Genomic DNA, 13,263 nt, shown 5'->3' with positions numbered 1-13,263 from the left:
AAAGGGGGGCGGAATTATGAAAAAAATTATTTTTATTTCAAGTTTAGTGCTTGCAATCAGTCTAGGGGTAGGATGTAGTAATGAGAAAACAGCAAAGACGGATGAGCCGAAAAAAGAATCCGTTCAAAAAGAAAAGGAATTAACGGCGAAAGATGTTTTCAAGAAAACGAATGAAGCTTTTAAAAATGAAGAACATGTAACGATGACATATGGTGTAGGGGTAAAAGCTGAGGGAACAGAGATGGATATATTAAAGGCTAAGATGCAATTAGAGCCAAAGACAAAGAATTCTCGTTCTGAAATGAATATTTCCGGTACAGATGTTGTAGTGTATACTGTGGATGGTAAAGTTGCTGGTGAGGTAAAAAACCCTAATACAGGAGAAGTTATAACCGTACCAGAGGAGCAATTAAACGCTGGTGGAATGAAAGCGACTCAAGATATTATAGATAAATTAGAAGTACCGGAAGTAGTTTTAGATAAAATGAAGCTGGAGAAAAGCGGAGATAAATATAAACTGAAATTTACATTAAAAGGGCAAGAAACAGAAAGTATGTTAACTAGCATGGATGAAACGCAGAAGAAAATGTTACAAGCACAAAATGCGAAGATAGAAGAAGTGGATGCAGAATATATCATTACAAAAGATTTTAAATATGAATCAGCAAAGATAGACATGATTATGAGTAGTAATGGCAAGGATAAAGCACACATTATTACGAACGCAAAATATACGTCGTATGAAAAGTTTGACCCAATACAATTGCCAGCAGCAAAGTAACAGTTTTGATAAGGAGGGACCTAAAATAAGGTCCCTCTTTTTTGTATTCTTTCTTCATAGGAAAATAGGTACAATATAAAGAGGAAAAGATGTAGAAGAGGAGAGTGTCATTTGAAAAAAGGAAAGATAGCGGTGGTCATTGTAGCATATACAGTGTTGCTTGTAACGTCTGTACATACATATAAAAAACAACTCGATCATCCTATTATGAGTGATGTAGGTAAATTGCTTCCGACAAAAATAAAACGTGTTGAAAGTGCTACTGATGAGCAATCGTTAATAAAATTAGTGCAAGATGCGAATGTTTCTGGAGAGAAGATTTCTATTGCTGGTATGCAACATAGTCAGGGCGGGCAGACGTATTATCCACATGGTACGATGCTTGATATGAAAGGGTATAATAAAATATTAGAATTTGATCCAGAGAAGAAGCGCATTACAGTTCAAAGTGGTGTCACGTGGAATGATATTCAGAAGAAAATAAATCCATATGGTCTTGCTGTTCAGGTGATGCAATCTCAAAATATTTTTACGGTTGGTGGTTCATTAAGTGTAAATGTACATGGTCGTGATATTCGTCATGAGGCATTGATTGATACAGTCGAATCATTTCGATTACTAATGGCAGATGGCACTGTACGTAATGTAAGTAGAGAAGAGAATGCGGATTTATTTCCTTACGTCATTGGCGGTTATGGGTTATTTGGTGTCATTTTAGATGTGACTTTAAAGTTAACAAATGATGAATTATATGAAACGCATACGAAAATGCTAGATTATAAAGAATACACGTCTTATTTCAAAGAAAAAGTGAAAAAAGATGCTAATGTTCGTATGCACTTAGCTCGTATTTCTGTTGCTCCAAATTCATTCTTAAGAGAAATGTATGTGACAGATTATACATTGGCACAAAATCAAAATATGAGGGAAGAGTATAGTGAACTAAAAGAAGAAACTATTATAGCAGCGCCGAAATTTTTACTTGGATTATCACGCTATAGTGATTGGGGAAAGAATACGTTTTGGGATATACAAAGAAGTTATTTCGAACGTACAGATGGAAAGTATGAGACGCGAAATAATGTTATGAGGTCAGATAGTGCCTTTATGGAATATGAAAATCCGAATAGGACAGAGGTGTTACAAGAATATTTTGTGCCTATAGATTCTTTCACGGAATACATAGATGATTTACGTAACGTATTAAATGAAGAAGAGTTTAATTTGCTCAATATTACGATTCGTTACGTGGAAAAGAATGAAAATGCAGTTTTATCCTATGCGAAAGGTGATATGTTTGCACTGGTTCTTTTAATTAATCAAGGGCGTTCTGAAAATGAGATAAAGAAAACAGAGGATGTTATTCAGAAGATGATTGATGTTACGTTAAAGCATAACGGTAGTTATTATTTACCGTATTATTCTTATCCAACGAAAGAGCAGTTAAAGAGAGCATATCCTCGTATAGAAGAGTTTCTTCAGAAGAAAAAAGAAGCGGATCCAAAAGAGAGATTTGTGAATTTATTTTATAGGGAGTATACGAAATGACATATAGAAGATTTGTAGCTTCACAAAGCATCATTATGATGGCAGGAAGTATGGTATTTCCTTTTTACATTCTATTGCTTCGGAATGTTGGAAATAGCTTCTCACAGTTTGGCTGGGCATATGGCTTATTTGCCTTAACTTCAGCTCTAGTATATCCGTTAGTTGGAAGAATATCTGATAGAGTAGGTGATAGAAAGTTACTAATTATATACGCCTGGTCTATGGCAATATTAATGCTTTGTTTTCCTATTGCAACAGAAGTATGGCATGTATACATTCTTCAAATTTTAATGGGTATTTTAGGGGCTGTGCAGCGTAATACGGAGAAGACTTCGTTAGCACGAAAAGTTGTACAAGAAAATGCTGGTTATGAGATTGGAAAATATCATGTGTGGACATCGATTGGAGGAGCAGTAGCAATTATTGCAACAGGATATTTAGTAGATTTCTTTACGATCGGCACGATTTTTTATATTGCATCTATCTTATATGTAGTGAGCGGAGTTGTACTAAGTAGTAAAAAAATATAACAATTCCCATTTTTACCTGAATAACCTTTATTTGTTATGCTAAAGGGGAAGACAAAAGAAAAGGGGACATTGCCTTTGATGAAATTTTTAATTTTAGCTATTCTCACTTTGTTTTTGATTCCATGGACAAGAAGAAGCGGTAGTAAACTTCGAGCAGTGGATAAGAAAGGGGATGAGAAGGTTGTAAAGGGTAAGAAATCATCTATTTTAGTTATTCCAGTTTTATTTTGGATAGGTATTGCAATCTATGAATATTTTTGGCTAATTGATGATCGAGCAGATTCAATTCTTACTCATTATTCTGTTGCAGTAGCGATTTTAATTGGGCTTGTTTTATTTTCCCAAGATCAAATAGGTAAATTAGAAGGCACGTTAAAAGGACTTCTAATGTTTGTTTTACTTGCAAGTTACGGCTACTTTGGTTATTTGCACGATATAGTAATCTCGCAAAAGAAATATGATTCTGTTGTAAAGGTAGAGAAAGATATTTCAGAGCCATTTACTGAAAATGATCAGCCATTTACAGTGCCGCCAAAGACAGCGGAGAATAAGATGAAAAAAGTATTTGGGGATATTCCGAAAGTAGCTTATTTTGAGCTAGGAGAATTAACGCCACAAATGGTAAATGGCGAGGCTTTATATGTAGCACCGATTGAAGTTTCAGGATTTTTTAAAGCACGTAAAGCTGAGACAATTCCAGGGTACGTCACGATGTCAGGTACGAATCCTGATGCAGAAGCAAAGCTGCACCTTGGTTATAAAATGAAATACGTGCCAAGCATGTTTTTCGGAAATAATTTAGAGCGTGTGGTAAGGAAAGCAGAACCAAATTTAATCTTTAAAGGAAAACCTAAATTTGAAGTGGATGATAAAGGGAAACCGTATTATACAATGACGTACGGTGAATTTATTTCAGGAAGATCTGGATTTGAGGTAGAGGGCGTTGTAGTAGTAGACGCACAAACAGGTGAAGTGAAAAGATACGATAAAGGAAAGGCACCTAAATTTGTTGATGGCGTATTAAATCACGAGACCGCATCTACATTAAATACGTATTTCGGTAAGTACATTCACGGATTTTGGAATACAAAATTCTCGCAAACGGACATGAAGATTCCGACTGAGTGGGGAACGAAAGAAGGAGTTACACCAATCTTCGGTAAGGATGGAACGTTATATTACTTTACTGATTTCACCTCTCCGAAAGAGGGAGTAGATTCTGCACTAGGTTATTCACTTATCGATGCGCGTACAGGTAAGTTGTATTACTATAACGGAAAAGAAGTAAAGGGAATTATGGATGGTTCGGCTGCTTCGGAAGTCGTGGATAATTCCTTTAAGAGAGAGAAATGGCATGGAACGATGCCGGTTATTTATAACGTGTACGGTAAACCTTCTTGGATTGTACCTGTTATTGATGATGGAGGGTTAGTGCGTGCCCATACGGTTATCTATGCTTCTAATGCGAAAATATTTGCAACAGGTTCGACGCAAAAAGAAGCGCTTGAGAATTATAAAAATGCGCTGAGTGGAAGCGGAGATTCATTTAGACCGACTTCAAATGGAAAAGAGGCGCAAAAAGAAGGCGTTGTACAACGTGTATATAAAGAAAAATCAGGTGAAAATACAATTGTTTATGTACTGTTGGAGAACGAACAAAAAGTGTTTATGATACCTGCGAAAAAGTTCCCATATGCTATGTTTACAGAAGTGGGAGATCCAATTCAAATCACATATTTAGATACAGGAGAGGCGATGTCTTCCGTATCTAAATTTACAAATAGTAATTTGAACAAGTAAAGCGATAGAGATTCTATCGCTTTTTTTACAAAATTAAACAGGAAAATGCGCTATACTTGACGTATGTTTATGTTGTAACTATAATTGTTACGATTTAGTGTGTATAGGAAAGGGTGAACGAAAAAAGTGAATGAAGTTAATCAGGAAATATATAAGCCTGTAAAGATGAACAGGTTATGGATGATTCTTGTATTAGGAACACTTACGGCGATTGGACCATTATCTATTGATATGTATTTGCCTTCGTTACCGAAATTAACGGATGACTTGCAAACAGGTGCATCTCTAGCACAGCTTACATTAACAGCTTGTTTGCTTGGGCTTTCAGTAGGACAATTATTTGTTGGCTCAATTAGTGATATTTACGGAAGACGCAAACCTCTTATTATTGCTCTTATTATTTATGTTGCTTCTTCTTTACTTTGTGCTGTTGCGCCATCTATTTGGACTTTAGTGTTATTACGCTTTCTACAAGGAGCTTCAGGATCAGCCGGTATTGTTATATCACGTGCAATGGTACGTGACATGTATTCAGGTTCTGAAATGACGAAATTCTTCTCACTGCTTATGTTAGTAAACGGAGCAGCACCTATTTTGGCACCGATTATTGGGGGACAATTATTACAGTTTACAACGTGGCGCGGTGTCTTTATCGTTCTCGGAGCAATAAGTGTATTTATGTTAATATCAGCTACTTTCGTATTACGTGAAACATTACCTCCTGAAGAAAGAGAAACAGGCGGTTTGTCAGGGACGTTAGCGACGTACGGAAAATTGTTAAAGGACCGTTTGTTTATGGGATATGCATTGTCACAAGGATTAGTAACGGCGGCAATGTTTGCATACATTTCGGGATCACCATTTGTGTTGCAGAACATATACGGAGCATCACCACAGCAATTTAGTTTATTCTTTGCAATCAACGGTATCGGTATTATTATTGCGAGTCAGGTTACGGGTCGTTTAGCAGGGAAAGTGAATGAGAAGACATTATTTGTCTCTGGTATTGTTATTGCAGCTGTTGGTGGTTTATCTTTACTACTAACAATCTTATTAGGAATAGGGTTAATTGGTGTTTTATGCTCGTTATTCCTTGTCGTATCAAGTGTTGGGGTTGTCTCAACAACTGGGTTCTCATTAGCGATGAGAAATCAAAAACAAGCTGCAGGAACAGCATCAGCTTTATTAGGCTTATTACAGTTCATTTCAGGAGCGCTTGTTGCACCGCTAGTAGGTATTGGTGGAAGTAATACCGCATTACCGATGGGTGTTGTAATAGCTCTTTGTGAAATTGGTGCGGTACTATGCTATTTATTTATGGCTAGAAGAAGTGAAAAGCAGTTTGAACTGCAAGCAAGACAAAATTTAGAGGCTTAACAAAAAAGAACTGATTCAAAGGGAATATTTGAATCAGTTCTTTTTTTCATTTCTTTCAAATACCTCATACATATTATTCATGATCGTATCATATAAAATAGCAAGTTTATCCCACACCCAGCGATTACTATCAACTTCTTTTTCCCCGCAGTCGATAATATCGGTATGGTCGGTAATTTTATACGCTTTTTTAACGATAATAGGAGCAATTTTCGGTATACGTGGGATGTCTTTTAAGATATCTGCGAAGTTTCCAATGTAGACATGACCGATGATTTCGATTGTTAATGATTTATCTGATATATTTAGCACTGTATGAAATTGATTTGTATGTTGTTGTTTTAAATATTGGGCTAACTTAAATGGAGCATGCTTCTTTTTTAATACGCGGCGAAGGCTCTCTGTATTTTCGATATGAAGTGATTTTTCGCGAATAAGTATACGAATATCTTCTCCCATAAAAGGCATTGTATTGTACATAGATGATTCTCCCTAAAAACTTACATATGTTTGCGTTATGCATATGTAAGTCTAGCATGGTTTGTTCTTTATGTGTGCTTACAGTTTTGTAAGGTGCTGTAGTAAAGCAGTGCAAAAGTTATTTGTATAAAGTGACGATACTGTGACAAACATGTTGGTATATATATTACGATGTCGTCTTAAGTGTAAAAAGTAGGATGTTCTCGGTATAATAACAAGTGGAGATAAAAGAAACTATAATGAGTAGTAGCTGTAGATAAAAGGAGAAGAAGAGATGAAGAAGGTTTTGGGTATTGCTGTAATGGGAAGTATGATCCTTCTAGCAGGATGTAATGGAAATAAGGATACGAAAGAACCGAAAGAAAAGGTAGAGCAATCTACAGAACAAACAGAAGAAATGAAAGAATACCGTGCAGTACATGAAAAATACGATTTGAAAATGAATAAAGAAATTAATAACGCACTGCAGTTATTTGAAGTGGCAAAAGAAAAGGGCGGTAAGGAAATAACGACTGCTACATATAAAGAAGATGTGCAAAAGGTAACGACGAGCATGTTAGAAGATATTGATCATATACGAAAAGAAATTCGTGTTCCGAAGTCGAAAGAGCAAGAACATGAGGTATATGTCGGTTTCTTGAATGAATCGGAACAAGCAATGAAAAAATTACAGAAGTTAGCTAAAGAAGAAGATTCATCGTTGATTCGTGATATAGAAATTAATTTTGCAACAGCATCGACATACTATAAACGTTTTCAAGCAGAAACGAAAAAATAACCTTGCCTGTGCAAGGTTATTTTTTCTTCTTACCATCGCCGTCTTCATCCTCGGATACTAATACCTTCTGTTCTTCGTGAAATTCGGAAATAGTTTGCCCGGTAATATTATCAAAGGGGGTGTAAAAAGAGGTAATGCTTTTCTTTTTAATGAAAAGTTTATAAAATCCAATGATAACAAGTATAACGATTGTTAATGGTAATCCTATAGTTGCTAGAAGTAAGGGATCCATCATATAACTCCTTTCATATCGGTTTTTTTTATTATAGGCGAAAAACTGTAATTTAGATAAATACACTATTAAAAACTGATTTTTCTAAATATATCCAATTTGATTGACTTTTCATTTTTTCAGAATTATAATTCGAAATATACAATTTGAACCAAATAATAAAATAGCAATTTACTTATCCAGAGAGGTAGAGGGACTGGCCCTATGACACCTCAGCAGCGGGTTCTGTAATAGGAACACCGTGCTAATTCCAGCAAGCAAGTCTTGAAAGATAAGTGATGGGCCTTTGTTTATTAAGCCTTGATCTTATTTTTTAAGATCAAGGCTTTTTGTATTCTAAAAAGGGAAAAGGGAGTAATGGAAAAAGTACGTTCATAAAACAAAGTAAATATATGTGTTTAGGGGGTTAATGAAGTGTATGTAATTAAAAAATTATCAGTTATGGTGTTCACGCTATGGGTTATTACGACGGTGACATTTCTAATTATGCATATTATTCCGGGGGATCCATTTTCATCAGATGCAAAAATCTTTCCTGAAGAAGTGATCCAAAACATGAGAGCGAAGTATCACCTTGATGAACCGTTATGGAATCAATATGTTGCTTATTTAGACGGCGTAGTTCATTTTGATTTTGGTGAATCTGTTCAATCAACCGGGCAAGGTGTATCAGAAATTATAACAACTGGTTTTGGTCCATCAGCAATTATTGGTTTACAAGCACTTATTATTTCATTGCTAGTCGGAATTGCTGCAGGTACATTTGCGGCTCTCTATCATGGGAAGGTAATTGATTACGGTGTAAGTTTACTTGCCATCCTCGGTATTTCTATTCCGAGCTTTATTTTAGCACCACTATTTATACAAGTATTCGCTATTCAATTCGAGCTCTTACCAGTAGCCTCTTGGGGTACATTTGAACATACGGTATTGCCATCCTTTGCATTAGCGTTAGGACCAATCGCAGTGATTACAAGATTTGTTCGCTCTAATATGATTGAAGTTTTGCAGAGTGATTATATTAAGTTAGCGAGAGCGAAAGGTATACCGATTAAGAAAATTATTATAAGACATGCTCTTCGAAATGCAATTGTTCCGGTACTTACATTTGTTGGACCGTTAATGGCGGGACTTTTAACAGGTACTTTCGTTATTGAAAAGATTTTTTCAATTCCTGGTCTCGGAAAATATTTTGTAGATAGTATTTTTAATCGAGATTATCCAGTGATTATGGGAACAACCATTTTTTATAGTGCACTTTTAATTGTATGTATTTTTATTACAGATATTATTCATCGTATTGTTGATCCGCGTATTCGTTCTATTACGTAAGGAGGGAGGATATTTAAATGGGTGCTTATGAAATTAATAAACAGTTATTGACAAATGAAGAGAAAAAAGAATTAACAATAAATAAAGATCAGCAAAAGATTAGCCGAAAGAAAGAAGTGTTTCGTAAGTTTGTATCGAATCCAATCGCAGTTTTAGGATCAGTGACGTTATTACTCATTATTGTTTTTTCACTTGTTGGTGAAAGTTTAACGCAATTTACTGCGAGTGAACAAGTAAAAGAGGCGACAAACTTACCACCTAGTAGTGAGCATTGGTTCGGAACAGATGATTTGGGAAGAGATATATGGGCACGTACTTGGGCTGGCGGGAAAATTTCATTAACAGTTGGATTAGTGGCAGCTGCTCTTGATATAGGACTTGGTGTGCTAATTGGAGGATTTAGTGGATATGTGAGAGGGCGCAATCGCCTTGGGACATTAATTGATGAGTGGATTATACGAGGAATCGAAGTATTATACGGTATCCCGTATTTATTAATTGTTATTTTACTATTAATTGTTATGAAACCAGGTCTTTTTACCATTATCATCGCCCTTGCATTAACAGGATGGATTGGTATGGCACGTCTCGTTAGGGCGCAAGTCTTATCTTTAAAACAAAGAGAGTTTGTTATTGCAGCGGAGCGATTAGGTACATCACATATGAAAATTATATACGGGCACTTAATTCCGAACTTAACAGGCATTATTATCGTAAATTTATCATTTACAATTCCAGCAGCTATTTTCTCAGAATCATTTTTAAGCTTTATCGGACTAGGAGTGCAATCACCGGCAGCAAGCTGGGGGACGATGACGAATGATGCACTTGGGACATTACTAAGCGGGGAATGGTGGCAGCTATTCTTCCCAGCAATCATGATTGCGCTCATTATGTTCGCATTTAATGCGATTGGTGATGGTTTACAAGATGCAATTGATCCAAAAATCGTAAAACAGAATCGAAAGGAGAAAAAACATGGGACAGCTCTTATCTTTAGAAAACGTAACGTTAGCCGTTGAAAAAGAGAATAGTAAACAAGCAATTGTGAAGCATGTTTCCTTTTCTGTTAGCAAAGGTGAAATAGTTGCACTTGTAGGAGAAAGTGGCTCAGGGAAAAGTGTTACAGCACAATCTATTATCGGCTTAAATCAAGAATCAATTCAAATTGATGATGGAAATATATCTTTTGAATCAAAGGCATTAACGAATCTACAAGAATCAGAATGGAATCAAATTCGTGGGAAAGATATTTCTTTTATCTTTCAAGATCCACTTTCATCTTTAAATCCGACGATGAAGGTGGGAAGGCAAATTACAGAGGTGATTTTGCAGCACGAAAAGAAATCGAAAAAAGAGGCAAAAGAAATTGCAATTAACTTATTAAATGATTTAGGAATACATGAAGCAGAGAAACGCTATGAACAGTACCCACATCAATTAAGCGGAGGCATGAGGCAACGTATTTGTTTAGCGATCGCATTTGCCTGCCACCCAAAACTCGTTATTGCGGATGAACCTACGACAGCATTAGATGTAACAATTCAAAAGCAAATTATGGAGTTATTAAAGGAAAGAAAGGAAAAGCAAAATACGAGTATTTTACTAATTACGCACGATTTAGCACTTGTACGTGAAGTAGCGGATCGAGTAGTTGTGATGTATGGAGGACGTGTTGTTGAAAAAGGAACGATAGAGGAAGTGATAGGTTCTCCTAAACATCCATACACAAAAAGCTTATTACAAGCAATTCCCAATATGGACGATTCCGAAAAAGTATTACGTGCAATAGAAGGGACGACACCTTCCATTGAGACGTTAAATAGCTTTGGTTGTCCTTTTGTAAATCGTTGTCCAGTAGCGATAAAAGAATGTATTCATCGTTTCCCAGAGAGAACAACATATTCTGGGGAGCATAGTTCACATTGCTGGCAACATGTTCTGGAGCATAATAAAGCGAAATCAAAAGAGAAGGTGAATGCCTCATGACGACAGATTTAATTACTGTAAAGCAAGTAACGAAAACGTATGGAAGTAAAAATAAAGAAATCGCAGCGTTAAAAGACATATCACTTGCGATCCCGAAAGGAACAACGCTTGGCATTATTGGAGAAAGTGGTTCAGGAAAAACAACACTTGGTAAGCTCATAGCTGGGATTGAGAGCCCAACGTCTGGTGAAATTGATTATAACGGTCAAGTCGTTCACAAGTTGAAGGCAGCTCATAAACGTGATTTCTTACAGAAAGTACAGTTTATTTTTCAAGATTCCACAGCTGCATTAAATCCGCGCTGGAAAGTACGCGATAGCGTAACGGAAGGCTATATTTCATTTGGTTTAGGTGATAAAGGATTAAAGGATAAAGTAGCAGGTGATGCGCTAGAGCGTGTGGGGTTAGATAGACGATATATTGATCGCTATCCGCACGAATTTAGCGGAGGACAACGTCAACGAATTGCTATTGCAAGAGCGTTATTGTGTGAGCCGGAAGTATTGATTCTTGATGAACCAATTTCGGCATTAGATGTTTCATTGCAAATTCAAATTGTACATCTGCTGCAAAAAATCCAAAAAGAACAAGGTTATACATATTTATTTATCGCGCACGATTTACCGATGGTTCACTATTTATGTGAAAAAGTAGCTGTCTTATACAAAGGAGAACTTGTTGAATTTGGAAATACGGACGAAGTATTCCGTAATCCACAACATTCTTATACAAAAACATTATTAGCATCTACACCAAAAATTTCAGGTTAAAGGAGAATGTAGGATGAAGAAGTTTTTACTGTTTGTCATTATGACCGTATTAGCAATTACTTCTGTTGCTTGCGGTAAGAAAGAAACGCAAAAGGCGAGTGCTGGTAAGGGAGAAGGCGATCGATTAGTAACGAATATTAGTAGTGATCCATATACACTTGATTCTGCTATTGCAACAGATAGCACGTCAGGTTATATAATTGGGCAGTTGTTTTCAAGTTTATATACGCAAGATAGTAATGGGAAATATCAAAATGAATTAGCGGAGAAAGAAGAAGTAAATGCTGATGGAACTGAATATACAATCCATTTGAAGAAAGATATTAAATGGTCAGATGGTTCTCCTATTACAGCAAATGATTTTGAATTTGCATGGAAGCGATTATTAAATCCGAAAACGGGTTCTATGAATGCGACAGAAATGTATTTTATTAAAGGGGCAGAGGCGTATAATACTGGAAAAGGTGAAGAAGGACAAGTTGGTATTCAAGTTGTTGATCCTCAAACATTAAAGGTAACCCTTGAACACCCAGTTGCTTCTATTAAACAAAAACTAGCAAGCTCACTATTTATTCCATTAGCTAAAAAGTCGATTGATGATAATAATAAATTAAAAACAGATCCAAAAGAGTTAATTACGAATGGGCCATTCACGTTAAAAGAGTGGAAGCATAACCAGGCTATTACAGTACAAAAAAATAAAGAATTCTATGATAAAAAGGTAACATTAAAAGAAATTGAGTTTCGTATTATTCCAGACTCTAAAACAGCGTATCAATTATTTAAATCCAAAGAATTAGATTTACTAAGTGGTTTACCACAAGAGATGATCGAAAAAGAAAAAGGAAATAAAGAATATAAGCGTGTTGCAGGGTTCTCTTCTTATATTTATTCGTTTAACGTAGAAAAAGAGCCGTTTACAAATGCAAAGGTACGTAAAGCATTTTCATTAGCGGTTGATCGTAAATTTATCGTTGAAAAATTGTATAAAAATAATGCGCAAGAAGCATATGCATTCGTTCCAGAAGGAGCAAAAACACAAAGTGGCCGTGATTTCCGTAAAGAAAAAGGTGATTACGTTAAATTTGATCCAGCAGAAGCGAAAAAGTTATTAGAAGAAGGCATGAAAGAACAAGGCTGGTCTACATTACCTGAAGTAACATTAAAATTCACTACAGATACACAACATAAAAAAGTAGCAGAAGCAATGCAAGAAATGTTTAAGAAAAATCTTGGCGTAGATATTAAATTAGAAAATAAAGAGTGGAAGAGTTACATCGACACATACAAGCAAAGTGATTTCCAATTAGCTTATATGGGATGGGGCGGCTCTTTATTAGATCCAATTACTAAACTAGATTTATATGCAGGTGATGGTCCAAACAATTATGCAAAATGGCATAATAAAGAATTTGACGCTTTAGTGAAGGAAGCAGAAGTTGAACAAAATGAAGATAAGCGTTTTGACTTATTGCATAAAGCGGAAGATATTATGTTTACAGATTCACCATTAATCCCAATTATTTTCCCAAGTGCTTCCTATTTACAAAAATCATCAGTATCCGGTGTCCAATTCATTATTGGTTCTAGTCCAGAATTAAGATACGCAAAAATTAAAAAATAAAGAAGTAGGCAACTGCCTACTT

13 protein-coding genes and 1 riboswitch are annotated in these 13,263 nt (G+C 35.8%); of the genes, 11 read left to right on the top strand and 2 right to left on the bottom strand.

What is annotated here, in order from left to right:
* Positions 1–16: 16 nt before the first annotated feature.
* From PDQ40_RS25535 to PDQ40_RS25515, 5 genes are all read left to right on the top strand, one after another.
* Positions 17–781 (top strand): DUF6612 family protein, encoded by a 765-nt coding sequence (locus PDQ40_RS25535; RefSeq protein WP_000720045.1) that lies wholly within the window; start codon positions 17–19, stop codon positions 779–781.
* Positions 782–892: 111 nt separating this feature from the next.
* A complete protein-coding gene (locus PDQ40_RS25530) occupies positions 893–2,329 on the top strand; it encodes an FAD-binding oxidoreductase (RefSeq protein WP_061536090.1) in 1,437 nt (478 codons plus the stop codon).
* A complete protein-coding gene (locus PDQ40_RS25525) occupies positions 2,326–2,859 on the top strand; it encodes an MFS transporter (protein WP_000222369.1) in 534 nt (177 codons plus the stop codon). Before PDQ40_RS25530 ends, PDQ40_RS25525 begins: the two co-directional genes overlap by 4 nt.
* A gap of 78 nt (positions 2,860–2,937) precedes the next feature.
* The gene (locus PDQ40_RS25520; protein WP_000670259.1) at positions 2,938–4,659 is read left to right on the top strand and encodes a DUF3981 domain-containing protein; all 1,722 of its coding nucleotides are present in this window, start codon (positions 2,938–2,940) and stop codon (positions 4,657–4,659) included.
* 165 nt (positions 4,660–4,824) lie between these two features.
* A complete protein-coding gene (locus tag PDQ40_RS25515; RefSeq protein ID WP_116777230.1) occupies positions 4,825–6,036 on the top strand; it encodes a multidrug effflux MFS transporter in 1,212 nt (403 codons plus the stop codon).
* Positions 6,037–6,069: 33 nt separating this feature from the next.
* On the opposite strand, the gene PDQ40_RS25510 is transcribed toward PDQ40_RS25515, so the two are convergent.
* Positions 6,070–6,516 carry a hypothetical protein gene (locus PDQ40_RS25510; RefSeq protein WP_103102736.1) on the bottom strand — a complete coding sequence of 149 codons (447 nt, stop codon included), beginning with the start codon at positions 6,514–6,516 and terminating at the stop codon, positions 6,070–6,072.
* A 274-nt stretch (positions 6,517–6,790) separates the two neighbouring features.
* Between PDQ40_RS25510 and PDQ40_RS25505 the strand changes: the two genes are divergently transcribed.
* Complete coding sequence (locus PDQ40_RS25505; RefSeq protein ID WP_000756528.1) at positions 6,791–7,294, top strand: hypothetical protein; 504 nt, start codon at positions 6,791–6,793, stop codon at positions 7,292–7,294.
* Between the two features lie 16 nt (positions 7,295–7,310).
* On the opposite strand, the gene PDQ40_RS25500 is transcribed toward PDQ40_RS25505, so the two are convergent.
* The gene (locus PDQ40_RS25500; protein ID WP_000371390.1) at positions 7,311–7,526 is read right to left on the bottom strand and encodes a DUF3951 domain-containing protein; all 216 of its coding nucleotides are present in this window, start codon (positions 7,524–7,526) and stop codon (positions 7,311–7,313) included.
* 172 nt (positions 7,527–7,698) lie between these two features.
* A riboswitch (SAM riboswitch) is annotated at positions 7,699–7,804 on the top strand.
* Between the two features lie 136 nt (positions 7,805–7,940).
* On the opposite strand from PDQ40_RS25500, the gene PDQ40_RS25495 reads away from it, so the two are divergent.
* The 5 genes from PDQ40_RS25495 to PDQ40_RS25475 are packed head-to-tail and all read left to right on the top strand — an operon-like array spanning position 7,941 to position 13,241.
* Positions 7,941–8,858 carry an ABC transporter permease gene (locus PDQ40_RS25495; protein ID WP_000289310.1) on the top strand — a complete coding sequence of 306 codons (918 nt, stop codon included), beginning with the start codon at positions 7,941–7,943 and terminating at the stop codon, positions 8,856–8,858.
* Between the two features lie 17 nt (positions 8,859–8,875).
* Complete coding sequence (locus tag PDQ40_RS25490) at positions 8,876–9,880, top strand: ABC transporter permease (RefSeq protein WP_073541861.1); 1,005 nt, start codon at positions 8,876–8,878, stop codon at positions 9,878–9,880.
* Positions 9,837–10,847, top strand: a complete 1,011-nt coding sequence (locus PDQ40_RS25485; protein WP_000531257.1) for an ABC transporter ATP-binding protein — start codon at positions 9,837–9,839, stop codon at positions 10,845–10,847. Before PDQ40_RS25490 ends, PDQ40_RS25485 begins: the two co-directional genes overlap by 44 nt.
* Positions 10,844–11,617, top strand: coding sequence for an ABC transporter ATP-binding protein (locus PDQ40_RS25480; protein WP_000205663.1), 774 nt, complete (start codon positions 10,844–10,846; stop codon positions 11,615–11,617). Before PDQ40_RS25485 ends, PDQ40_RS25480 begins: the two co-directional genes overlap by 4 nt.
* Before the next feature lie 13 nt (positions 11,618–11,630).
* Positions 11,631–13,241: a peptide ABC transporter substrate-binding protein gene (locus PDQ40_RS25475; protein WP_046199328.1), complete on the top strand. Its 1,611-nt coding sequence runs from the start codon at positions 11,631–11,633 to the stop codon at positions 13,239–13,241.
* The last annotated feature ends 22 nt before the right edge of the window (positions 13,242–13,263 follow it).

This window comes from Bacillus cereus group sp. Bc061, assembly GCF_027715825.1.
Lineage (GTDB): Bacteria > Bacillota > Bacilli > Bacillales > Bacillaceae_G > Bacillus_A > Bacillus_A paranthracis.
Note: the sequence above shows the minus strand (reverse complement) of the source record. Positions and strands in the feature narration are given on the sequence as shown.

Coding starts and splice junctions, on each gene's coding strand:
- PDQ40_RS25535 (WP_000720045.1), top strand. CDS start 17: ATGAAAAAAATTATTTTTATTTCAAGTTTAGTGCTTGCAATCAGTCTA.
- PDQ40_RS25525 (WP_000222369.1), top strand. CDS start 2,326: ATGACATATAGAAGATTTGTAGCTTCACAAAGCATCATTATGATGGCA.
- PDQ40_RS25520 (WP_000670259.1), top strand. CDS start 2,938: ATGAAATTTTTAATTTTAGCTATTCTCACTTTGTTTTTGATTCCATGG.
- PDQ40_RS25515 (WP_116777230.1), top strand. CDS start 4,825: ATGAACAGGTTATGGATGATTCTTGTATTAGGAACACTTACGGCGATT.
- PDQ40_RS25510 (WP_103102736.1), bottom strand. CDS start 6,516: ATGTACAATACAATGCCTTTTATGGGAGAAGATATTCGTATACTTATT.
- PDQ40_RS25505 (WP_000756528.1), top strand. CDS start 6,791: ATGAAGAAGGTTTTGGGTATTGCTGTAATGGGAAGTATGATCCTTCTA.
- PDQ40_RS25500 (WP_000371390.1), bottom strand. CDS start 7,526: ATGGATCCCTTACTTCTAGCAACTATAGGATTACCATTAACAATCGTT.
- PDQ40_RS25490 (WP_073541861.1), top strand. CDS start 8,876: ATGGGTGCTTATGAAATTAATAAACAGTTATTGACAAATGAAGAGAAA.
- PDQ40_RS25485 (WP_000531257.1), top strand. CDS start 9,837: ATGGGACAGCTCTTATCTTTAGAAAACGTAACGTTAGCCGTTGAAAAA.
- PDQ40_RS25480 (WP_000205663.1), top strand. CDS start 10,844: ATGACGACAGATTTAATTACTGTAAAGCAAGTAACGAAAACGTATGGA.
- PDQ40_RS25475 (WP_046199328.1), top strand. CDS start 11,631: ATGAAGAAGTTTTTACTGTTTGTCATTATGACCGTATTAGCAATTACT.